Here is a 21,142-nt window from a genome sequence, read left to right on the forward strand (position 1 = left end):
GAATTTATATGCACAAATGCTCAAAGTAAATCACTAATGTGCAAAAATGTGACGTAGATTTGATTTTCTTGCAAAATAAAAGAAATGGTTTTTTTCTTAACGAAAAAAGGAGTATTTTGTAAGGCTAAAAAAATAAGGGTGATTGAAATTAAATGATCATTTCTTCTTAACTTAAATGATCAATGGAATTCTGTAGGATTTGTGAAGTAAATGACTTTTTAAGATAGAACCCTCTTGGGCGAGTTAAAATAATCTCGCCATTTTCACCAATGGCTTCAGTTAAAGCTTTTCCATTGGCAGCTTTAGGTCTGATCTGTAAATAGGTGCCATAACGCGCGGTGATTTTTTCAACTTGACCAAGTGCTATCATATCCATTAATTCTTGCCAATCTTGTTTAAGTTGTTGCTCTTGTTCTAAAGTTGGTGTCCAAAGTATTGGTTTTCCAACTTTTCTTTCTGCAAGAGGTATACTTCTTTCCCCTTCAATCGGGATCCAAAGTACTTTGCTAAGCTTGTATTTAACATGGCTGGTTTCCCAAATCACACCGTGATTAGCCATTAAAGGAATAACACTAACAAAAGTAGTTTCTAATGGTTTACCTTCTTTATTGACTGGAATTGTTTTTAGTTCAATGCCTAAATTAGAAAAGTCTTGTTCTGCTTTACTGCCGGCATTTGCACCAAGATAAGTTTCAATCAGATTGCCTACCCATCCTTTTTGTTTATTAAGATTAGCAGGGATAGGAATATTGACATATTGAGCTATCTCAGCAAAGCTATAGCCAGCGGCCATTTCTGCTCGATTCAATAACTCTTGTTCATTAGAAGGATAAAAGTTTAGCATCTGTTTCGAATAAATTTAATAATATCCACAATCAATTATATTGGTTGTGGATATTAAAATAAATCATTATTAACTTAGCTGTTCAACCCATTTAGCATAACTTTCAATGATTGATGAAAGAAAAGACTTGGTTTTTTCGTTAATATTGCCACTTTCATCAAAAGCTGTACCAATATTACCGATATAAGCTTCCGGTTGTTGTAGGGTAGGCATATCAAGAAAAACTAAAGATTGTCGTAAATGATGATTTGCACCAAAGCCACCAATAGCGCCTTGTGATACAGAGACCACAGCAGCTGGTTTTTTAGACCAAACACTTTTACCATAAGGGCGTGATCCAACATCAAGTGCATTTTTTATGACAGCGGGTAATCCGCGATTGTATTCTGGTGTAACAAAAATCACACCATCACAATTGGCAATTTCTTGGCGAAAACGATTATAGGATTGTGGCGGTGTATCAGTATCAATATCTTCGTTATATAAAGGTAAATCACCGATTTGGATGATATTTAGTGAAAGTGATGATGGCGCAATTTGTTGAAAAACTTTGGCTACTTTTAAGTTATAGGAATCTTTACGTAAACTACCAACAAGTACTGCAATTTTTTTACTCATTTTTGGTTCCTCTTAAATTGAAAATAAGAGACACCATGAGTGTCTCTTATTTATGATAATTACAGAACTTCACAGAGCTTTAGTGTCCTGATGAGTCCATTCTACGACCTGTTTCAAATAGGAACCATGCGCGTCTTTCAGTTTGATCAATCCACTCTTCAATTAAACTAGCTGTTGCGGTATCGTTATATTTGTCACAGATATCATGTGCTACGCGCATACGTTCTGTAAGTTTGATGTTATCTTGACAAAGTTCAGCAAGCATATCTGATGGTTCAACAAAATCAGCATTGTTGTCTGAAATACTTTGTAATTTAGAAATATGACCAATTGAACGTAAAGTCGTTCCACCTAATTTACGTACACGTTCAGCAATTGGATCTGTCATTGCAAATAGTTCTTCACCATGGTCATCTAACATTAAATGATAATCACGGAAATGTGGACCGCTGACATGCCAGTGGAAGTTTTTAGTTTTTAAATATAGAGCAAACACATCTGCTAATACAGAGTTCATTGCGCCAGAAATATCTTTTGAAGCTTTTTGGCCTAAATCAGTTGGAAATAAAATTGCAGATTGCTGTAATCTTTTGGCAGAACTTACATTTTTTAAAACTTTTGGAGCTGTTGATGATTTCGAAGCCGTTGTGCTTTTTTTAGTAGTACTTTTAGCCATGTAATATTCTCCTATAGGTGAATTAAATGATTATTTAACAAACACCAAATTACGCCAACTCTTTATTAAAGTCCAATCAAAATGAGCTATTTTTAACTATTACTGCTATATCAACTATCTATGAATGATTAATTACCCTATTTTTTTCTATTGTTTAAAATATTTCTTTCAAAATAAAAGAAAATATTTCAAATTGTGATCCAGTTAAAGTTTTTTTGATTTCATAATTGTTAATATTTCTTTGCAATTTAAATCAATAGGAGAAAATATGATTGATACAATTTCATTTGGAGCCGAGTGGTTTATCGGTTTATTCCAAGAAGGCGGTAAAGTGTTAGTCGGGATGGTCACCTCGATTTTACCTTTATTAATTTCATTGTTAGTAGTTATGAATGCGGTCATTAAATTTATTGGGCAAGATCGTATTGAACGTTTAGCTCAAGCTTGTGCGGGTAACCCTGTTTCACGTTATTTATTACTTCCTTTAATTGGTACATTTGTATTTTGTAATCCGATGACACTAAGCTTAGGTCGCTTTATGCCAGAGTTTTACAAACCTAGCTATTATGCAGCATCCTCTTATAGCTGCCACTCAATGAATGGTTTATTTCCACATGTAAATCCTGGCGAACTTTTTGTTTATTTAGGGGTTGCTGCTGGATTAACTACATTAAATTTACCATTAGGTCCATTAGCTGTTAGTTATTTCCTTGTCGGTTTAGTTACTAACTTCTTTAGAGGTTGGATTACTGACTTTTGTACAGCCATTTTTGAGAAAAAAATGGGAATTAAACTAGATAGAAAAGTTCATTTATAACAATTATCTATCACGATATAAGGAAAATAAAATGGCTAAATATATTCATATTGAAAAAGGTGAAGCAGGTTGGGGTGGTCCATTAGAGCTTCCAATCGTTGCTGGTAAAAAAATTGTTTACATTGCAGCTGGTACTAGACCAGCAATAGTCGATACTTTAGTTGAACTAACTGGTTGGGAAGCAATTGATGGTTTTAAAGAAGGTGAACCACCAAAAGACGAAATAGGCGTTGCTGTAATTGACTGTGGTGGTACTCTCCGTTGTGGTATTTATCCAAAAAATCGAATACCAACTATCAACATCCACGCAACTGGTAAATCAGGACCACTTGCACAATATATTGTCGAAGACATTTATGTTTCTGCTGTTAAGCCAAATAATATCAAACTAATTGAAAAAGAGGGTGATGTTGTAGGAGAAACAGCTCAAGCAAATACTAAAGCGTCAGAATTTAAAGATTATGACAGTAGTAAAAAAATCACTGAGCAAAGTGATGGCTTATTAGCCAAAATTGGTATCGGTATGGGGTCTGGTGTAGCAGTTTTTTTCCAAGCTGGCCGAGATACTATTGATACTGTTCTCAAAACGATTTTACCTTTCATGGCATTTGTTTCAGCCTTAATCGGGATCATTATTGCATCTGGATTAGGTGACTTCATTGCCCATGGATTAGTCCCTTTAGCAGATAATCCACTTGGTTTAGTGATATTAGCATTAATTTGTTCTTTCCCATTACTTTCACCGTTCTTAGGTCCTGGCGCGGTAATCGCGCAAGTTATCGGTACATTAGTTGGTGTACAAATTGGGTTAGGTAATATTCCACCTCATTTAGCACTACCAGCATTGTTTGCCATAAATGCTCAAGCTGCATGTGACTTTATCCCTGTCGGTTTATCACTAGCAGAAGCAAAACAAGATACTGTTCGTGTAGGTGTTCCTTCGGTTCTAGTAAGTCGATTTTTAACTGGTGCACCAACCGTATTAATCGCTTGGGCAGTGTCATTATTTATCTATCAATAGACATATTTAAGTATTTAGGGATGAACATCATCCCTCTTTAGCAAACAGTGAAATTTGAAAATTTCGCTTCAACTAAAAATTAAAGAAGGTTAACGATGTCGAATGTTATCTATCAATCAAAAATTAATCAAATTGGTGAGTTTGCCCCAGATGCATTGGCTGATGGCATGCTAATACTATTTAAAAATGGCGCGCCATCAGACTTAGCTGATTACTGTTTTGTACATAGTCATGATGATTTAAAACAAGATCTACAAGTAGGGCAAGTATTTCAAATTGGCAAATATACTTTTCAAATTACCTCCGTTGGCGATGTTGCTAGCACTAATTTTCGTGAATTAGGGCATATCACATTAAGGTTTGACGGTAGTAGCCAAGCAGAATTACCGGGAACTATCCATGTAAAAGGTGACATTCCAAATCAACTTTTTGTGGGTGATGAAATTAAAATTTTAACTAATTAAGGAACAAAGAATGAAAAAAGTTGCAGTTGTTGTAGGTGGAGGACAAACTTTAGGTGAGTTTTTATGTAAAGGGATTGCTGATGCTGGTTATAATGTAGCTGTTGCTGATTTAAATATTGAAAATGCAAATAAAGTAGCAGATGCTATCAATCAGAAACATGGAGCCGGTACCGCAAAAGGCTTTGGTGTTGATGCAACAAATGAAGAGAGTGTGATTAAACTTGCACAAGATGTTGATAATACATTTAACCGAGCTGATTTAATGGTTTATAGTGCAGGTGTTGCTAAAGCAGCTCCTATTACAAACTTTGCTTTAAGCGATTTTCAATTATCAGTAAATGTTAATCTTACTGGTTACTTTCTGTGTGCTCGCGAGTTTGCTAAATTAATGCTCAAACATAAAACGGCTGGACGAATTATTCAAATAAATTCAAAATCAGGTAAAGTTGGTAGTAAACATAATTCTGGTTATAGTGCTGCTAAATTTGGTGGTGTTGGTTTAACTCAATCATTAGCACTTGATCTTGCAGATTATGGTATTACTGTAAATTCATTAATGTTAGGTAATTTATTAAAATCACCAATGTTCCAATCATTAATTCCTCAATACGCTAAAAAATTAGGTATTCCAGAAAACGAAGTTGAGCAAGTTTATATTGATAAAGTGCCACTTAAACGTGGTTGTGATTATCAAGATGTTCTTAATGTCTTATTATTTTATGCAAGTGATAAGGCTTCATATTGTACTGGACAATCAATTAATATTACTGGTGGCCAAGTAATGTTCTAATTAAAATAAAGTGCGAAAGTGTTTGTTATCACTTTCGCATTTTTATTTAGCCTAAATTATTAATGGAGATAGCCATGAACATGACGACAACTTTAATTATTTTTGCGCTTATGGCTTGGTGTGTCCAAATCATATTTAGTTGGTTGCAAATTCGCCGATTTAATCAAGCCTTTTTAGCAATGAAAAAAGGGCGATATTTGGGGGTTGGTCGTAGCCAAACTAAATGGTTTAAGCCAAGAGTCTTAATTGCTATCTCATTAGATGAAAACCAAAATGTAATTGATTCAGTAAAAATGAAGGGCATTACAGTATTTGCATTACCTAAGACTATTCCTCAATTACATGGACTTAATGCAAAAGAGATTATACCTGAAACGATTTACCCAAACGATCCTGCTTCGCGAAGTGCATTATCAGTTGCGTTAACCGCGAGCAATAAATAGTATTTAACTTTTATTTTGAAAAGTATTTTCTTTTATATTGAAGTATACTATCTTGCAAAGTAAATGATCTTATTTACTGTGAAAATAATGGAATCTTGGCATGAAAGTTAAACAAAGGCAAACCGCAATTTTAGAATATTTACAAAATCATGGACAGGTTAGTGTAGATGAATTAGTCGCACATTTTCGGACTACTGGAACCACTATAAGGAAAGATCTTACTCAACTTAATGAGAGTGGATTAGTTTTAAGGACTTATGGTGGAGCAATGCTAAATCGAGAAATCGGTGACAGAGCTATTGATCATAAAACCTACATTAATACTGCTGCTAAAAAAGCGATTGCTCAAGAAGCCGCTAAATTGATCCATGAAGGTGATTCAATTATTTTCGATGCAGGCAGTACTGTCGCACAGATGATTCCAATGTTAGCCCAGTTTAATAATTTAACTATTATGACCAATAGTTTACATATGGTTAATGAACTGGTAGCTAATGATAACGATCAAACCATTATTTTAACAGGTGGCACATTTCGCCGAAAATCAGCCTCCTTCCATAGTAATCATGCATCAGCAATTGCGGCCTTTGAATCTTATACTTTTGATAAATTATTTATGGGTGCTGATGGTGTTGATGTAGTTGGTGGTGTGACAACATTCAACGAAAGCTATCATGGTAGTGTGGCGATGAGTAAAGCCGCTGCAAAATTGATTTTACTCGTTGACTCAACTAAATTTGGGCGACGTAGCCCAAATGTCGTTTGTGATATAGAATCAGTTGATACGATTATTACAGACAATAATTTAGATGATAAATATTACGACGCATTAATTCAAAAAGGTATTAAAGTTATAAAAGTAAAACCTTTAGATAAGTAAAAAGACATTAAAATCTAAAAAAAGTTGAGGAACGGGGTTTTTGACGTTAATAATGGTGGTAATTTTATTAAAATTGGTTTGATATTCACGATCTATCTGAAACACTCGAATAATTTCTAAACCTAATATTATGCGTTCGGACATGGAAATAATTGCCCGAACGCCTTAGCAAAGTGGATTAGAACAATAATCTTGCTCGAATTGTACCAGCGACATTTTTTAGTTTAACTAATAACTCTTCTGCTTTATTTTGTTCTACTCTATCAATATCAATCACAACATAACCAATTTTAGAATCAGTCTGTAAATACTGAGCTGAAATGTTTAGACCTTGTTCTGCAAATAGCGTATTTATTGCAGTCAACACGCCGGGTTGATTGTGATGAATATTAATAAATCGACTAGATCCTTTTGCCGGAATCGGTAATGATGCTTCAGGGAAGTTAACCGCTGAAAGTGTTGCGCCTGTATCAGAATATTTTGCCAACTTGGTTGCAACTTCAATACCGATATTTTCTTGTGCTTCAGTAGTTGAACCGCCGATATGTGGGGTAATAATGACATTATCAAATTTACACAGTGGTGATTCGAATGGATCGCTATTAGTTGCCGGTTCACTAGGGAAAACGTCAATAGCAGCACCACTAAGTTTATTGTTTTCCAACGCTTGAGTTAAGGCTTCAATATCAATCACACTACCGCGAGAGGCATTAATCAATATAGAGCCTGATTTCATCATGTCGATTTCTGATTTGCCAATCATTTTAATTGTGGTTGAGTTTTCTGGAACATGCATACTTACAATATCACTCATGGCAAGTAATTCTTTCATGGATGAAATTTGTTTGGCATTGCCTAATGGTAATTTAGTTTCGATATCATAAAAATAAACATTCATGCCTAATGATTCAGCCAATACGCTTAATTGACTACCGATATGGCCATAACCAATGATACCTAAATTTTTACCACGCGCTTCATGAGAACCTGTGGCTAATTTATTCCATTTCCCCTGGTGAGCTTTGGCATTAGCTTCAGGTACTCGGCGAAGTAATAAAATCGCTTCAGCCAATACTAGCTCTGCAACAGAACGCGTATTAGAAAACGGTGCATTAAAAACAGGAATTCCTTTAACGGTTGCAGCATCAAGTTCAACTTGATTGGTTCCAATACAGAAACAACCAATTCCTGCAAGTTTTGGGGCAGCATCGATTATATCTTTTGTTAAATGTGTTCTTGAGCGAATACCAATAAATCTTGCATCTTTAATTGCCGCTTCAAGTTCGGATTTGGATAGCGCACCTTTATGATATTCAATGTTGTTAAAGCCTGCCGATTTAAGTGTTTCAATCGCGCTAGGGTGGACACCTTCAAGTAATAGAAACTTGTTTTCATCTTTGGTTAACGCTTGAACAACCATTTCTTCCTCTCTATCTTTAATATTTAAAACAATTTGTCATGCAAAGTTATTAATTAAAAAAAGTAATTTATTATTTTTTTATTTCTTTCACACCAGAACTCGTGCCTACCAAAGCGATATCCGCGCCTTTATTAGCGAATAACCCTACTGTGACTACACCGGCGATACTATTAATCCTATCTTCTAATTCCATTGGTTTTGCAATTACAAGGTCGTGAACATCTAAAATAACATTGCCATTGTCAGTAACCACTCCTTGACGGTAGATAGGTTTGCCGCCAAGTTTGAATAATTCTCGAGCAACATAAGAACGGGCCATCGGAATGACTTCTACTGGAAGTGGAAATTTCCCGAGAACATCGACCACTTTTGACTCATCAACGATACAGATAAATTGTTTTGCCAGAGCCGATACTATTTTTTCACGTGTTAATGCGGCTCCTCCGCCTTTAATCATTTGCATATTATGATTAATTTCATCTGCTCCATCGACATAAATATCTAAGCTATCAACGTCATTACAGTCTAAAACTGGAATACCATAGCTTTTTAATTTTTGGGTTGACGCTTCTGAACTAGATACAGTTCCTTTTATCTGATCTTTTATTGTTGCAAGAGCATCAATAAAGTGAGCCGCAGTAGAACCTGTGCCTACGCCTACTAATGAATCTGGTTTAACAAATTTAAGGGCTGACCAACCTACTGCTTTTTTTAGTTCATCTTGTGTCATGATATCACCGTGTGTAAATATAATTTTGATCAAAAAATTAAAATTTTAAAAGCAAAATTGTTTAAGATATGGCATAGTACCCAATTGGGAAGCAAAAATCATTAGTATTTTAAGAAAATCTATAAGGTTTTAGATCTATTTCAAATTTTTTGCAAAATTAAAATAGCTTGAATGACCAAGCGAAGATCAAATCATTAGTAAAGAGATTATGAAGCGTCCAGATTATAGAGCATTACAAGCATTAGATGCAGTGATAAAAGAACGAGGATTTGAACGAGCAGCTGACAAATTGTGTATTACGCAACCAGCAGTATCGCAACGCATTAAGCAATTAGAAAGCTTTTTTGGTCAGCAACTATTAGTAAGAACGATTCCTCCAAAAGCGACTAAACAAGGTGAACATCTTTTAGGATTATTGCATCAAGTTGAATTATTAGAACAACAATGGTTAGGTGACAATGAGCAAAATACTACGCCATTGTCATTATCAATTGCAATTAATGCTGACTCTTTAGCAACTTGGTTTTTACCCGCTTTAAAACCAGTTTTAGATAAAAATATTTTACGCTTTGATATTCAAGTCAAAGATGAAGAGCATACGTTAGAACTTCTACGCTTAGGTACTGTCGTTGCTGCAATTAGCATTCAACCCAATCCTTTACCGGGATGTTTATCTGATTTATTAGGGGCATTGGATTATATTTTTGTTGCTTCTCCTGAGTTTGCTAAAAAATACTTTCCTAATGGTGTTACTCGGTCATCGCTTTTAAAAGCGCCTGCAGTGGCATTTGACCATTTGGATGATATGCACCAAGCCTTTTTGCAAGAAAATTTTAATCTTACACCAGGTAGTGTTATTTGCCATATTACTAGTTCATCTGAAGCTTTTGTCCAATTGGCTAAACAAGGTTCTGCATGTTGTATGATACCAATGTTACAAGTTGAACAAGAGTTAAAAAATGGTGAATTGGTTAATTTAACGGAAGGCTTATTTCAAAGACGTATGCTGTATTGGCATCGCTTTGCTCCAGAAAGTAGCGTGATGCAAAATATTTCTGAAACATTGATTTGTTACGCTCAACGTATATTGTCGCAGCCTCAAGATCGGAAATAATTGTCAAATTAGCTATTTTGAGCTAAATGTAGAACTGTCCCATTTACCCTATCTCACAATTTATAGAGCTAAAAAAATGAGCCAATTGAAAAACGATCGTTATTTACGTGCATTACAATGTTTACCTGTGGATTACACGCCAATTTGGATGATGCGCCAAGCCGGTCGATACTTACCTGAATATCGGCAGCTTAGGGCTAAAGCTGGTGATTTTATGACGATGTGCCAAACACCAGAACTTGCCTGTGAAGCAACTTTACAACCCATTCGGCGATTTGATCTTGATGCTGCCATTATTTTTTCAGATATTTTAACCATTCCCGATGCAATGGGACTTGGTTTATATTTTGAAACAGGCGAAGGGCCTAAATTTAAAAAAACGATTTCTTGTTTAGATGATATTGCACAATTGCCTATACCTGATCCAGGACAATCTCTCAAATATGTAATGGATGCTATTGGGTTAACGAAAAAAGAGTTAGGTGGCAAAGTTCCATTAATTGGCTTTTCTGGTAGTCCATGGACTTTGGCAACTTATATGGTTGAAGGCGGTAGTAGTAAAACCTTTACTAAAATAAAAAAGATGCTTTATTGTGAACCTAAAGCATTACATTTGCTGCTAGAAAAATTAGCTAACAGTGTAATATTGTATTTAAATGCTCAAATTGAAGCTGGCGCCCAATCGATTATGATATTTGATACTTGGGGCGGGGTGCTTAGCCATGAAAGTTATCGAGCGTTTTCTTTGCATTATATGGAACTTATCTTATCTCAACTAAAAAGGGGTAAGAAAAGCCAGAATATCACTTCTTATGTTCCTGTGACGCTATTTACAAAAGGTGGCGGTTTATGGCTCGATACTATTTCTAAATCAGGGGCTGATGCCATCGGTGTTGATTGGACAGTGGATTTGAATCAGATAGAACAAAAAGGTAAGATTGCCATACAAGGTAATTTAGATCCTTCTATATTGTATGCCAATAAGGAAACGATTGAGTCTAACGTTGAGTCAGTTCTAAGTGAATTTGGCTATCATAATGGTCATGTCTTTAATTTAGGTCATGGTATTCACCAAGATATTCCCATTGAGCATGTACAATATTTAGTTGAATCAGTACACACACGGTCAAAAAGGTTTCATTCATGATTAAAAATCCTATTCAATTAAGAATAGCAAAATTGCCAGTTTGGAAGCAGCGTTTATTTATGGCTTGTCTATGCGAACGAATGTATCCAAACTTTATTTATTATTGCAATTTACAACAAGATGAACAATCAGCAGTAGGATATAAAAAAATTCTAGATCTTATTTGGGAATCACTATTGGTTGAGAATGTGAAAATTAATTTTGATTTACAACTTGAGAAACTTGAATCGTTAATTCCAGTCATCAAGGAAGATAGCCCATATATGATTTACCCTGCTATTGATGCTTGTCAGGCTCTTAGTGAAATTCTACACTCTTATATAAGTGGTGAAATAGATGAACACTCAGCCAAAGTTAGCTCTATTTCCGCAACTACTGTAGCTGAATTTGAAATGACAAAAGATAATATTGAACTTTCAGAAGATGAACAAGTAACTTTGCCTAGTGTAATTGATGAATTTGATTTGCAGTGGGAAATTTTTCGCTTATTGAGTGATGAAAATAATGAAATGTTAGACTTGATTAAAGGCTTGAAAATGGACATTCGGTCTGCAGAAACTAGCAATATTGGTGTTTTTTTGAGCAATTAAAGCGGTTAAAGCGTGATTTTTTTAATTTTTATTAAATTTTTCTTTAACATTAGGCAAATATAGACTACATTTAACAACAATGTAATCTAAATCACGTTTACAGAAGCAAAGTTGGGTTTTAACTTTGTTTATTAATGTTAACTTTAACAATAAAATAAATATGTAAGGATATTCCATGAATAAAACAGAACTTGTAGATGCTATTGCTAGCAAAGCTAATATTACTAAAGTTGCAGCAAAAACTGCTTTAGAAGCAACTTTAGCTTCTATCACTGAATCATTAAAATCTGGTGAGCCAGTTCAATTAGTTGGTTTCGGTACATTTAAAGTTAATGCTCGTAAAGCTCGTACTGGTCGTAACCCAAAAACTGGTAAAGAAATCAAAATTGCAGCAAGCAAAGTACCAGCATTTGTTTCTGGTAAAAGCTTAAAAGAAGCAATCAAATAATTTTATTGCTTTCTATTAGAGAATTTTTTAAGGCCATAACTAATCGTTATGGCTTTATTTTTAACTCCAACTTTTTAATCTATTTTTTCTTGAGTTTTTAGAAACGATTTTACTTATTATCTAAACCGTTAATTTAGCAAATTTAGCATTTAATTGATCAGCTAAATCTTGCGGTGATATTTCAATTTCTAATCCTCTTTTACCCCCTGATACCATCATCGTTGCATATTGTTTAGCACTATCATCAATAAGTGTAGGTAATAGTTTTTTTTGCCCGAGAGGACTTATCCCACCGACTAAATAACCTGTTGTTTTTTGTGCTAGATTCGGGTCAGCTAATGCTACTTTTTTGCAATCAAGAATTTTAGCGGCTTGTTTAAGATCCAATGTACAATCAACCGGTAATACACAGACTGCTAATGATTTATTGTCCCCATTTATGCATACAATCAGTGTTTTAAATATCTGACCTGAAACAACATTTAGTTCTAATCCAAGTTTATCCGCAGCTTCTTGTCCATAATGGGTTTGTTGTGCGTCATGTTGATATTGATGGATATTAAATTTAATTTTATGCTTTTTGAGCAATCTAATGGCTGGCGTCATAATAGTAAGAATTATTATAAGTGAGAATGATGATCCCTATTAATTGCCATTAATAGGGATTTTTAGGATTAAACTAAACTATACTACATTAAAAAAATTAAGAGATGATTTGTTGATTGTTTTGATTATTATCATCTAGTTTCGGTAATTCAACATTATTAGATGCGTTGTACAAGCGATAGAAGAAGCTACATACAAAGAAACTAACAAACATAGATACTATTGAAGTAATAGTCGTTACAATAATATTATTACCCAATAAGTAATTAATAAGCCCTAGAACGATAGTAATACCACAAGAAATTAATATCATTAGTAAAGGTGCTTTCCATTTTGTTACAGCTAATTTATGGCTACCAACAAATCTTTGAAAAAATCCCATTGAATCAGGAACGATTAATGAAGCACTAAAGTAATTCGCAATGATGCTTAATACAAGAAATATAACAAAAGCTATCAATAAAGTTAATAAAGCAATTAACTGTTGGGGTAATATCATTCCGATAATCCACATAATTAAAGAAAGCAAAATTATTCCTATAATTAAAATAATAAAATAAATAGCGGTAAATCCTGCAAGATTTAGAAAAGCAGGTAATATGCGTTGTGACACTAATTTCATATCAAATTTGTCACTAGTAGTTAAATTATAAATAATACCAATTGTCACGGCAGCAATAAAGAGAAAGACAATTGATAAAAGCAATACTTTTCCAAATAATGAACTAAGAACTTGAGCTGGATTTGCGTAATAGACCATGCTTGCTGCAAGAGCAGCTGGATCAAAAATAATATACGATAATACTGAATTAGCTAATGCAAGCACTACGCTTGCGATTGCGATTATTGGGAATCTATTGCGAATAAAGTTAACTGTTTTTTCAAAAGTAACTAAAAATGATAAATTGTTTTGTGAGTCCATCGTTTTTCCTTATGGGTGGTAATACTAGTATTACCACGGTCTTTATATTTAATTCAAAAGTTATGATTGTAGTATAGAAATATCGGCAACCTTCAAAAATAAATTTTGTAATTTTTTCAAAAGAGCCAATCGGTTTAGTTTAATTTTTTCGTCATCAACCATTACCATTACTTTCTCAAAAAATGTATCAATAGGTGCTTTAAGTGATGCTAATTCAATTAAGGCATCTTGATATCGACCTTCAGTAAAGTAAGGTGCTAACTTATCTGTCAATATTGCTATTTGCATAGCTAATTCGCTTTCTGCACCCGTTTCAAGAAGTGAGGCGTTAATATTTTCAGGGATAGCGTTTTCAGATTTAGACAAAATATTTGATACACGTTTATTTGCTTCTGCTAATGAAGAAGCTTCAGGTAACGTTCTAAAATGTGTTACCGCATTAACGCGGGTATCAAAATCTGCAGGCTTGGTTGGATTAATTGCCAAGACAGCCTGAATGGTATCTATCGCAAATCCTTTTTCTTGATACCATGCTCGGAATCGACCTTGCATAAAATTAACAATATCTATAACAACATTGTTGTTGGTTAATTTATTTCCATATAAAGATGTGGCAAAACTTGCTAGCTCAACTAAATCAAGAGGTAAGCTTTTTTCAACAATAATACGTAATACACCAATAGCTGCACGGCGAAGTGCAAATGGATCTTTATCACCTTTAGGATGTTGACCAATACCAAAAATACCGGCTAATGTATCCATTTTTTCGGCAATAGATACCGCACTAGACACAGGAGTACTTGGTAGTTCATCGCCTGAAAAACGAGGTTTATATTGTTCTTCAATAGCGGTAGCGACTTCAATACTTTCACCATCTTTAATCGCTATATATCGACCTATGATGCCTTGTGTTTCAGGAAATTCAAACACCGTGTTAGTAACTAAATCACATTTAGTTAATTTCCCTGCACGTTTGGCTTGTTCAGTGTCAGCACCAATTTTTTCGGCGATGAAGCCAGATAAGGCCTCAATACGAAGTGCTTTATCTTTAACTGTACCAAGTTGTTGTTGAAATAAAACCGTCTCAAGGCGAGGAAGGCGATCTTCCAAACGTTGTTTTAAGTCTGTTCTATAGAAAAATTCGGCATCAGCTAAACGAGGACGAACCACTTTTTCATTACCAGAAATAACAACTTGAGGATCTTTTGATTCAATATTTGCAACGAAGATGAAGTTTGGTAATAGTTTTCCTTGTTTATCATAGACAGGGAAATATTTTTGATCGCCTTTCATCGTATATACCAATGACTCGGCTGGAACTTCTAAAAATCTTTCTTCAAATTTTGCTGTTAATACTACAGGCCATTCAACCAATGATGAAACTTCTTCAAGTAAGCTTTCAGTTAAATCTGCTTTACCATTAAGTTTTTCAGCAGCTTCTTGAGCTTGCTGCTTAATGATTGATTTTCGCTTGTTATAGTCAGCAATAACTTTGCCTCGTTGTTCAAGGATTTCAGGATATTGGTCAGCATTATCAATGGTAAATTCTTGTTCACCCATAAAGCGGTGTCCGCGAATAATACGATCTGATTGAATGTCTAAAATGACGCCCGGTACAAGTTGATCACCATATAGCATAGTTACAGTATGGCTTGGTCTGATAAATTCAACTTGGCGAGCTGCCCAGCGCATAGGTTTAGGAATAGGTAATTTATTTAATGCATTTTTAACCATATCACATAATAAATTAACAACAGGCTGTCCTTTTTGATTATGAGTATAAGATAACCATTCGCCTTTATCTGTTTGAATGCGCTCTGCTTGAGAGATATCGATGCCACATCCTCTAGCCCAGCCTTCTGCTGCTTTTGTTGGTTTACCATTTGCATCAAATGCGGCACTTACCGCAGGACCGCGTTTAACAACTTGGCTATCTGGTTGAGTGTCATTTAAATTCAATACTTTTAAAGCTAAACGGCGCGGCGATGCAAACCAAAGTACCTCACCATGTTCTAAGTTAGCATTATCAAGTTGTTCAATAAAATTAGCTGCAAAGCTTTCAGCCAAAGTGCGGAGTGATTTCGGTGGTAACTCTTCAGTACCGATTTCTACTAGAAATGTTTTTTGCATAATATATCAATTCCTACTTTGATGCATTTTGGTTAGAACGTTTATTTTGGCACATTGGAAATCCAAGTGCTTCACGAGAGGCGTAATATGCTTCAGCAACCATTTTTGTTAATGTTCTGATACGCAATATGTAACGTTGTCGCTCAGTTACTGAAATAGCTTTGCGGGCATCAAGTAAATTGAAGCAGTGAGCTGCTTTTAAAATACGTTCATAAGCAGGTAGCGGTAGAGGTTTTTCTAATTCAAGTAACATTTTTGCTTCTTTTTCATGTTGTTCAAAACAATAAAATAAGAAATCAATATTAGCGTACTCGAAATTATAAGTGGATTGTTCAACTTCGTTTTGGTGAAAAACATCACCATAAGTGGTTTTACCAAATGCGCCATCACTCCAGATTAAATCATAAACGCTATCTACACCTTGAATATACATAGCAAGGCGTTCTAAACCATAAGTAATCTCTCCAGTCACCGGTTTACACTCAAGACCACCAACTTGTTGGAAATAGGTAAATTGGGTCACTTCCATACCGTTTAACCAAACTTCCCAACCTAATCCCCATGCACCTAATGTTGGATTTTCCCAATTGTCTTCTACAAAACGGATATCGTTAACAGTTGGATCAAGACCAAGCTCTTTTAGTGATCCTAAGTAAAGTTCTTGGATATTATCTGGTGATGGTTTTAAGATAACTTGGAATTGGTAATAATGTTGTAACCTATTAGGATTTTCACCATAACGACCATCAGTAGGGCGACGAGAAGGTTGAACGTAAGCAGCATTAATCGGTTCAGGACCAAGTGCTCTTAAACAGGTCATTGGATGAGAAGTACCTGCGCCGACTTCCATATCTAATGGCTGAATCACTGTACAACCTTGATTAGCCCAATAATCTTGTAACGTAAGTATTAAACCCTGAAAGGTTTTGACATTAAACTTTTGCATGATGTTATCTTTGTGGTTAAATTAATTTTTACTACAAATTAAATAGTGCTACATTTTATACTTTTTATTAGTGCTTGTGAAATGCCTAATTACTTTTATTAATAAAGTTACATAATATAGTTTTCATTTTGCATCTTTACACATTTGTAGGTATAGTAAAGTTATCTTTATTGCTTGGTAATAAATCATAAATAAAAAGGCCATGTCTATTTATCGTAATCTATTGATTATTTTATTTATTGGATTAATGAATACACATTTTGTGTATGCTGATGATAATCAACAATTAGAATCATTGCGTCGTTCAATTAAAGAGCATGAAAAGCGCCTAGCAGAACAAACAAAAGAACGGACTCAATTGGTCAATGATCTTAAAAACCAAGAAACTGAAATTGCTAATTTACTTACATCGATTGAAAAAAATGGTCTTACGCTAAAAAAATTAGATGGGGAAATTACTAATTTAATCAAGCAAATTGATGAATTAACCATTAAACAAAATCAACAACGAGATGAGTTATCCAAACAGCTAGAAAGCGCATTTAAATTAGGAAAAAATACCAATTTTAAGTTGATCTTTGCTAGCGAACAAAGTGAGCGTAATGAACGCCTTATTACTTATTTTCGTTATATTAATGAAGCAAGACAACAACAAATAAATAAGCTTCGTGAAACGCAATTACAACTCAATGAAAAGAAAAATGCTTTACAAAAAAAGCAAGCCACTCAAAAAACACTACATAACAAGCAAAAACAAGAGCAAATAGCCTTAGAAAAAAATCATCAAAAACGCCAAAAAACTATCAATTCTCTTGAATCATCAATGCAAAAAAATCAACAAAAATTAGCTCAACTTAAAGATAATGAAGCGAAATTACAGGCTAAGATTGCTCAAGCAGAAAGAGAAAACCGTCGAATTGCGGAAGAAGAAGCAAGACAAGCCAAAAATATCCAAGAAAAACAAAAGAATACAAATTATACACCTAACGCGGATGAACGTGCGTTAATGGCTCGAGTTAGTGGTATTGGTAAACCACAGAATCAATTTCTTTGGCCTGTAAATGGTAGTATTGCTCATCGATTTGGTGAGGCTTTGCAAGGTGAACTTCGTTGGAAGGGAATGGTGATAAATGCCAAAGATGGCACACAAGTCAAAGCAATTACTGATGGTCGAGTTATCCTAGCCAGCTGGCTGCAAGGTTATGGTTTTGTGGTTGCGCTTGAGCACGGTAAAGGCGATATGAGTTTATATGGCTATAACCAACGTGTTTTAGTAGAAGTCGGTGATAATGTTAGGACAGATCAGCCGATTGCAATTGTTGGTTCAAGCGGAGGTCAAAATACTCCTGGGCTTTATTTTGAAATTCGCCGAGATGGTAAAGCATTAGATCCTAGTGGTTGGTTAAAATGATTAAACGTATATTATATATAGGGATATTATTATTAAATGTAAATAGTGCATATGCTGCGAAACTAGCGTTAGTGATTGATGATTTTGGTTATCGTCAACATAATGAAGAACAGATTATTTTATTTTCACCCAACATTACAATTGCTGTTTTACCTCATTCACCAAATGCTAAACATATCGCAACCTTTGCTCATCAACATGGTAATGATGTGATTATTCACTTACCTATGGCTCCTATGGGGAAACAACCTCTAGAAAAAGATACTCTATTTCCTTATATGGATGAAGCAGAAGTAAAAAGAATTGTTGATGATGCAGTCTCCCTAGTTCCATATGCAATTGGTGTAAATAATCATATGGGCAGTTTGATGACATCCAATTTCAATGGTATGCACAATGTTATGAAAGCGTTAAGTCATCACTCAATGTTTTTTTTGGATAGTAAAACGATAGGTAAAACTCAAGTAAAAAATGCCGCAACTGATTATAATATAACTGTAATTGGGCGTGATGTATTTTTAGATGATCAGCAGATAGAAAGTGCTATTAGTCAGCAGTTTGATCTGGCAGTTAAAATTGCGCAAAAAAATGGTTATGCTATCGCCATTGGCCATCCACATCCTCAAACCGTTAATGTTTTAAGAGCAAAATTAGCTAATTTGCCTGACAATATCGAATTAGTTAAAGTCAGTGAATTAATTAAACCGGCTAAACCTAAGCTAACCCTGAAAGATATTTTTGAAAAATATAAAAAACGATTTGAGGAGTTACCAAATTTTGAACTTTCAGAGTAGTAGTAATTATTTTTTTTCAAGTGTTCGATGACGAATTTGCACTTGTTTATTTTGCGCTTTAAAGAACACAGCTAGTTGTTCTGCAATAAAAACAGAACGGTGTTGCCCACCTGTACAACCGATGGCTATCGTTAAATAGCTACGATTATTTTTTTCTAACATTGGTAACCACTGTTGTAAATAATTGGCTGTTTGATAAATGAAATTAGTAACTTCATCATGTTTTAGTAAGAAATTTTTAACAGGCTCATCTAAGCCAGTTAATGGACGTAAAGATATATCCCAATGTGGGTTAGGTAAAAATCTTACATCAAACACGAAATCAGCATCGACAGGTAAACCATGTTTAAAGCCAAATGATTCAAAAATCATGGTTAATTCCCGCTCTTTTTTTCCTAAAATCCGTGAACGAAGAATATTAGATAACTCATGAACTGAAAGATTATCAGTATTAATAACTAAACTTGCGTGTGATTTTAAAGGCTCTAAATATTTCTCTTCAAGATCTATGGCTTCTTCTAAAGAGTATTTTTGATTGGTTAGCGGATGTATTCGTCTTGTTTCGCTATAACGTCGGATCAGAGTATTACGACTACAATCAAAAAAGATGATTTCAGGAGTAACAGAGGATGGTAATCGCTGAAAAATATCATGATCAAAATTAAAGTTAGCTGGTAAATTACGAATATCGATACTAACCGCAACAGGTGTATTGTTATCTTTTAATGATTCTGCAAGTTGCGGTAATAATGCGACGGGAATATTATCAACACAATAAAAACCCATATCTTCTAATGCGCGTAATGCAATTGATTTTCCTGAACCAGAACGGCCACTTACTATCAACAATATCACAATATCGACTCCAAAATAATTGGTGCACTAGTATATACTGTTTAGTTCAACATGTGCAATTCATGAAAAGAAACAATAAGCTAAATAAATTCTCTAATAATCTGTTTTTATTTTAGCTATTAACTGTTTTAAAGCCTGTCCACGATGAGAAATCTGACTTTTATGTTCTTTGGTTAACTCTGCTGCACTGCAATTAAGCTCAGGGATATAGAATAAAGGATCATAACCAAAACCACCATTTCCATGAGGTTCATTCATAATTAATCCATTCCATTTCCCTAAACAGATGATTGGTGTAGGATCATTTTCGTGTCGCATAAAAGCGAGTGCACAATAAAAGTATGCTGTCCTTTTTTCTTTAGGCACATCTTTTAATTCAAGTAACAGCTTTTCATTATTGCTTTTGTCATTACCATGTTCTCCCGCATAACGAGCAGAATAGATACCAGGTTGCCCGTTTAGTGCTTGAACAACTAAACCTGAATCATCTGCTATCGCCGGTAGTTGAGTCACTTTTGCGGTATGTCTTGCTTTTAAGATGGCATTTTCAATAAATGTTAGGCCTGTTTCTTCTATATCAGGAACATTGAAGGTATTTTGGGCTATAACATCAAATCCAGCATCGGCTAAAAGCGTTTGTAATTCATTGACCTTTCCTTGGTTATTAGTGGCTAAAACAATTTTCTGCATTTAATGACTCCATGATATTAGTTTTATATCGTAATTAGTTAATCAAGTATAGCAAGTAGATGTACGCTTAAATTTTAAAAATCAGGTTCACAACGGAATGTCAGAGTTTCACCGGTTTTAGGATGATTTATTGTTAGATGTTGAGCATGTAACAATAACCTTTTTGACATTGAAAATGCTTCAGGATGAGCATAAAATTTATCGCCTAAAATAGGATGCCCTATAGCTTGCATATGCACTCTTAATTGATGAGAGCGCCCTGTAAATGGAAACAATGCCACCCGAGTTGTATTATCATTATTGCGTGAAATAACTTGATAATGTGTTAATGCATATTTGCCATTTTCATGATCTACCATCTGTCTTGGGCGATTAGGCCAATCACAAATTAATGGGAGTTCGACTTGGCCTGCGTCATCCTTAAGGTGACCGAGGACCACAGCAATATATGTTTTTTTAGGTATACGCTCTCTAAACTGCTTTTTAATTTCTCTATCTGCTAATTTAGATAAAGCAGCAACCATAATGCCACTCGTAGCCATATCTAGACGATGGACTGATTCAACATAACTATATTTTTGTTGTAAACGATGAATAATACTATCTATAAATTGTGGTTTATTTCCTGATACCGACAAAATACCAGGTTGTTTGTTAACCACAACAATATGATCATCTTGATATAAAATAGTTAACCAAGGATCAATGGGGGGATGATATTCCAAAAGCATTTAGTGTGATAATTTGTCAAATTAAATTGTCACACATTCTAACAAACTCGGTAAA

25 protein-coding genes are annotated in these 21,142 nt (G+C 34.5%); 12 read left to right on the plus strand and 13 right to left on the minus strand.

Features of this window, described 5'->3' with window-relative positions; genetic code table 11:
• Positions 1 to 166: 166 nt before the first annotated feature.
• The 3 genes from mutH to J3U16_RS00140 form a co-directional block, all read right to left on the minus strand.
• On the minus strand, positions 167 to 844 hold the full coding sequence (gene mutH, locus J3U16_RS00130) for a DNA mismatch repair endonuclease MutH (RefSeq protein WP_176701504.1): 678 nt from the start codon (positions 842 to 844) through the stop codon (positions 167 to 169).
• Positions 845 to 913: 69 nt separating this feature from the next.
• A complete protein-coding gene (locus J3U16_RS00135; protein ID WP_065735025.1) occupies positions 914 to 1,462 on the minus strand; it encodes an NADPH-dependent FMN reductase in 549 nt (182 codons plus the stop codon).
• A 79-nt stretch (positions 1,463 to 1,541) separates the two neighbouring features.
• Positions 1,542 to 2,138 (minus strand): Dps family protein, encoded by a 597-nt coding sequence (locus J3U16_RS00140; RefSeq protein WP_081299444.1) that lies wholly within the window; start codon positions 2,136 to 2,138, stop codon positions 1,542 to 1,544.
• Between the two features lie 268 nt (positions 2,139 to 2,406).
• On the opposite strand from J3U16_RS00140, the gene srlA reads away from it, so the two are divergent.
• The 6 genes from srlA (at position 2,407) to srlR (ending at position 6,553) form a co-directional block, all read left to right on the plus strand.
• Positions 2,407 to 2,955 carry a glucitol/sorbitol-specific PTS transporter subunit IIC gene (srlA, locus tag J3U16_RS00145; RefSeq protein ID WP_065561995.1) on the plus strand — a complete coding sequence of 183 codons (549 nt, stop codon included), beginning with the start codon at positions 2,407 to 2,409 and terminating at the stop codon, positions 2,953 to 2,955.
• 31 nt (positions 2,956 to 2,986) lie between these two features.
• The gene (locus J3U16_RS00150; protein ID WP_065561996.1) at positions 2,987 to 3,976 is read left to right on the plus strand and encodes a PTS glucitol/sorbitol transporter subunit IIB; all 990 of its coding nucleotides are present in this window, start codon (positions 2,987 to 2,989) and stop codon (positions 3,974 to 3,976) included.
• A 95-nt stretch (positions 3,977 to 4,071) separates the two neighbouring features.
• Positions 4,072 to 4,440, plus strand: coding sequence for a PTS glucitol/sorbitol transporter subunit IIA (locus J3U16_RS00155; RefSeq protein WP_267330941.1), 369 nt, complete (start codon positions 4,072 to 4,074; stop codon positions 4,438 to 4,440).
• A 10-nt stretch (positions 4,441 to 4,450) separates the two neighbouring features.
• On the plus strand, positions 4,451 to 5,230 hold the full coding sequence (srlD, locus tag J3U16_RS00160; protein ID WP_065561998.1) for a sorbitol-6-phosphate dehydrogenase: 780 nt from the start codon (positions 4,451 to 4,453) through the stop codon (positions 5,228 to 5,230).
• A gap of 74 nt (positions 5,231 to 5,304) precedes the next feature.
• On the plus strand, positions 5,305 to 5,673 hold the full coding sequence (locus J3U16_RS00165) for a transcriptional regulator GutM (RefSeq protein ID WP_065561999.1): 369 nt from the start codon (positions 5,305 to 5,307) through the stop codon (positions 5,671 to 5,673).
• Between the two features lie 100 nt (positions 5,674 to 5,773).
• Positions 5,774 to 6,553 carry a glucitol operon DNA-binding transcriptional repressor SrlR gene (srlR, locus tag J3U16_RS00170; RefSeq protein WP_065562000.1) on the plus strand — a complete coding sequence of 260 codons (780 nt, stop codon included), beginning with the start codon at positions 5,774 to 5,776 and terminating at the stop codon, positions 6,551 to 6,553.
• Here the strand turns inward: srlR and J3U16_RS00175 are convergent.
• The 3 genes from J3U16_RS00175 to rpiA form a co-directional block, all read right to left on the minus strand.
• Positions 6,542 to 6,697 (minus strand): hypothetical protein, encoded by a 156-nt coding sequence (locus J3U16_RS00175; RefSeq protein WP_267330942.1) that lies wholly within the window; start codon positions 6,695 to 6,697, stop codon positions 6,542 to 6,544. The two genes, srlR and J3U16_RS00175, sit on opposite strands and share 12 nt — an antisense overlap.
• Positions 6,698 to 6,731: 34 nt before the next feature.
• Positions 6,732 to 7,973, minus strand: coding sequence for a phosphoglycerate dehydrogenase (serA, locus tag J3U16_RS00180; protein WP_065562001.1), 1,242 nt, complete (start codon positions 7,971 to 7,973; stop codon positions 6,732 to 6,734).
• Between the two features lie 70 nt (positions 7,974 to 8,043).
• Entirely contained in the window at positions 8,044 to 8,703 is a 660-nt protein-coding gene (rpiA, locus tag J3U16_RS00185; RefSeq protein ID WP_065562002.1) for a ribose-5-phosphate isomerase RpiA, read from the minus strand.
• A gap of 208 nt (positions 8,704 to 8,911) precedes the next feature.
• Here rpiA and J3U16_RS00190 point away from each other — a divergent pair, with 208 nt between their 5' ends.
• The 4 genes from J3U16_RS00190 (at position 8,912) to J3U16_RS00205 (ending at position 12,002) form a co-directional block, all read left to right on the plus strand.
• Positions 8,912 to 9,817: a LysR family transcriptional regulator ArgP gene (locus J3U16_RS00190; RefSeq protein ID WP_065562003.1), complete on the plus strand. Its 906-nt coding sequence runs from the start codon at positions 8,912 to 8,914 to the stop codon at positions 9,815 to 9,817.
• Between the two features lie 76 nt (positions 9,818 to 9,893).
• Positions 9,894 to 10,964 (plus strand): uroporphyrinogen decarboxylase, encoded by a 1,071-nt coding sequence (gene hemE, locus J3U16_RS00195; RefSeq protein ID WP_065562004.1) that lies wholly within the window; start codon positions 9,894 to 9,896, stop codon positions 10,962 to 10,964.
• Positions 10,961 to 11,554, plus strand: a complete 594-nt coding sequence (locus J3U16_RS00200; protein WP_267330943.1) for a YjaG family protein — start codon at positions 10,961 to 10,963, stop codon at positions 11,552 to 11,554. The genes hemE and J3U16_RS00200 overlap by 4 nt, the downstream gene beginning before the upstream one ends.
• A gap of 175 nt (positions 11,555 to 11,729) precedes the next feature.
• Positions 11,730 to 12,002, plus strand: a complete 273-nt coding sequence (locus J3U16_RS00205; RefSeq protein WP_065562006.1) for an HU family DNA-binding protein — start codon at positions 11,730 to 11,732, stop codon at positions 12,000 to 12,002.
• A 120-nt stretch (positions 12,003 to 12,122) separates the two neighbouring features.
• Here the strand turns inward: J3U16_RS00205 and ybaK are convergent, their stop codons facing one another.
• The 4 genes from ybaK to glyQ form a co-directional block, all read right to left on the minus strand.
• Complete coding sequence (gene ybaK, locus J3U16_RS00210) at positions 12,123 to 12,608, minus strand: Cys-tRNA(Pro) deacylase (protein WP_065562007.1); 486 nt, start codon at positions 12,606 to 12,608, stop codon at positions 12,123 to 12,125.
• Between the two features lie 97 nt (positions 12,609 to 12,705).
• Positions 12,706 to 13,530: a hypothetical protein gene (locus J3U16_RS00215; protein WP_267330944.1), complete on the minus strand. Its 825-nt coding sequence runs from the start codon at positions 13,528 to 13,530 to the stop codon at positions 12,706 to 12,708.
• 60 nt (positions 13,531 to 13,590) lie between these two features.
• The gene (gene glyS, locus J3U16_RS00220; RefSeq protein WP_065735030.1) at positions 13,591 to 15,663 is read right to left on the minus strand and encodes a glycine--tRNA ligase subunit beta; all 2,073 of its coding nucleotides are present in this window, start codon (positions 15,661 to 15,663) and stop codon (positions 13,591 to 13,593) included.
• Positions 15,664 to 15,673: 10 nt separating this feature from the next.
• A complete protein-coding gene (gene glyQ / locus J3U16_RS00225) occupies positions 15,674 to 16,606 on the minus strand; it encodes a glycine--tRNA ligase subunit alpha (RefSeq protein ID WP_065562010.1) in 933 nt (310 codons plus the stop codon).
• Positions 16,607 to 16,808: 202 nt separating this feature from the next.
• Here glyQ and envC point away from each other — a divergent pair, with 202 nt between their 5' ends.
• Together envC and J3U16_RS00235 are read left to right on the plus strand one after the other, a co-directional pair.
• On the plus strand, positions 16,809 to 18,017 hold the full coding sequence (gene envC, locus J3U16_RS00230) for a murein hydrolase activator EnvC (RefSeq protein ID WP_267330946.1): 1,209 nt from the start codon (positions 16,809 to 16,811) through the stop codon (positions 18,015 to 18,017).
• On the plus strand, positions 18,014 to 18,811 hold the full coding sequence (locus tag J3U16_RS00235) for a divergent polysaccharide deacetylase family protein (protein WP_267339217.1): 798 nt from the start codon (positions 18,014 to 18,016) through the stop codon (positions 18,809 to 18,811). Before envC ends, J3U16_RS00235 begins: the two co-directional genes overlap by 4 nt.
• Positions 18,812 to 18,817: 6 nt before the next feature.
• Here J3U16_RS00235 and rapZ read toward each other — a convergent pair whose 3' ends face one another.
• The 3 genes from rapZ to rluA form a co-directional block, all read right to left on the minus strand.
• Positions 18,818 to 19,666: an RNase adapter RapZ gene (rapZ, locus tag J3U16_RS00240; RefSeq protein WP_267342309.1), complete on the minus strand. Its 849-nt coding sequence runs from the start codon at positions 19,664 to 19,666 to the stop codon at positions 18,818 to 18,820.
• Between the two features lie 93 nt (positions 19,667 to 19,759).
• The gene (locus J3U16_RS00245; protein WP_267342310.1) at positions 19,760 to 20,356 is read right to left on the minus strand and encodes an XTP/dITP diphosphatase; all 597 of its coding nucleotides are present in this window, start codon (positions 20,354 to 20,356) and stop codon (positions 19,760 to 19,762) included.
• A gap of 74 nt (positions 20,357 to 20,430) precedes the next feature.
• Positions 20,431 to 21,087, minus strand: a complete 657-nt coding sequence (gene rluA, locus J3U16_RS00250) for a bifunctional tRNA pseudouridine(32) synthase/23S rRNA pseudouridine(746) synthase RluA (RefSeq protein ID WP_267342311.1) — start codon at positions 21,085 to 21,087, stop codon at positions 20,431 to 20,433.
• Positions 21,088 to 21,142: the final 55 nt, after the last annotated feature.

Origin of the sequence: Gilliamella sp. B3023 (assembly GCF_026536845.1) — a bacterium.
GTDB lineage: Bacteria > Pseudomonadota > Gammaproteobacteria > Enterobacterales > Orbaceae > Gilliamella > Gilliamella apicola_E.

Coding starts and splice junctions, on each gene's coding strand:
- mutH (WP_176701504.1), bottom strand. CDS start 844: ATGCTAAACTTTTATCCTTCTAATGAACAAGAGTTATTGAATCGAGCA.
- J3U16_RS00135 (WP_065735025.1), bottom strand. CDS start 1,462: ATGAGTAAAAAAATTGCAGTACTTGTTGGTAGTTTACGTAAAGATTCC.
- J3U16_RS00140 (WP_081299444.1), bottom strand. CDS start 2,138: ATGGCTAAAAGTACTACTAAAAAAAGCACAACGGCTTCGAAATCATCA.
- srlA (WP_065561995.1), top strand. CDS start 2,407: ATGATTGATACAATTTCATTTGGAGCCGAGTGGTTTATCGGTTTATTC.
- J3U16_RS00150 (WP_065561996.1), top strand. CDS start 2,987: ATGGCTAAATATATTCATATTGAAAAAGGTGAAGCAGGTTGGGGTGGT.
- J3U16_RS00155 (WP_267330941.1), top strand. CDS start 4,072: ATGTCGAATGTTATCTATCAATCAAAAATTAATCAAATTGGTGAGTTT.
- srlD (WP_065561998.1), top strand. CDS start 4,451: ATGAAAAAAGTTGCAGTTGTTGTAGGTGGAGGACAAACTTTAGGTGAG.
- J3U16_RS00165 (WP_065561999.1), top strand. CDS start 5,305: ATGAACATGACGACAACTTTAATTATTTTTGCGCTTATGGCTTGGTGT.
- srlR (WP_065562000.1), top strand. CDS start 5,774: ATGAAAGTTAAACAAAGGCAAACCGCAATTTTAGAATATTTACAAAAT.
- J3U16_RS00175 (WP_267330942.1), bottom strand. CDS start 6,697: ATGTCCGAACGCATAATATTAGGTTTAGAAATTATTCGAGTGTTTCAG.
- serA (WP_065562001.1), bottom strand. CDS start 7,973: ATGGTTGTTCAAGCGTTAACCAAAGATGAAAACAAGTTTCTATTACTT.
- rpiA (WP_065562002.1), bottom strand. CDS start 8,703: ATGACACAAGATGAACTAAAAAAAGCAGTAGGTTGGTCAGCCCTTAAA.
- J3U16_RS00190 (WP_065562003.1), top strand. CDS start 8,912: ATGAAGCGTCCAGATTATAGAGCATTACAAGCATTAGATGCAGTGATA.
- hemE (WP_065562004.1), top strand. CDS start 9,894: ATGAGCCAATTGAAAAACGATCGTTATTTACGTGCATTACAATGTTTA.
- J3U16_RS00200 (WP_267330943.1), top strand. CDS start 10,961: ATGATTAAAAATCCTATTCAATTAAGAATAGCAAAATTGCCAGTTTGG.
- J3U16_RS00205 (WP_065562006.1), top strand. CDS start 11,730: ATGAATAAAACAGAACTTGTAGATGCTATTGCTAGCAAAGCTAATATT.
- ybaK (WP_065562007.1), bottom strand. CDS start 12,608: ATGACGCCAGCCATTAGATTGCTCAAAAAGCATAAAATTAAATTTAAT.
- J3U16_RS00215 (WP_267330944.1), bottom strand. CDS start 13,530: ATGGACTCACAAAACAATTTATCATTTTTAGTTACTTTTGAAAAAACA.
- glyQ (WP_065562010.1), bottom strand. CDS start 16,606: ATGCAAAAGTTTAATGTCAAAACCTTTCAGGGTTTAATACTTACGTTA.
- envC (WP_267330946.1), top strand. CDS start 16,809: ATGTCTATTTATCGTAATCTATTGATTATTTTATTTATTGGATTAATG.
- J3U16_RS00235 (WP_267339217.1), top strand. CDS start 18,014: ATGATTAAACGTATATTATATATAGGGATATTATTATTAAATGTAAAT.
- J3U16_RS00245 (WP_267342310.1), bottom strand. CDS start 20,356: ATGCAGAAAATTGTTTTAGCCACTAATAACCAAGGAAAGGTCAATGAA.
- rluA (WP_267342311.1), bottom strand. CDS start 21,087: ATGCTTTTGGAATATCATCCCCCCATTGATCCTTGGTTAACTATTTTA.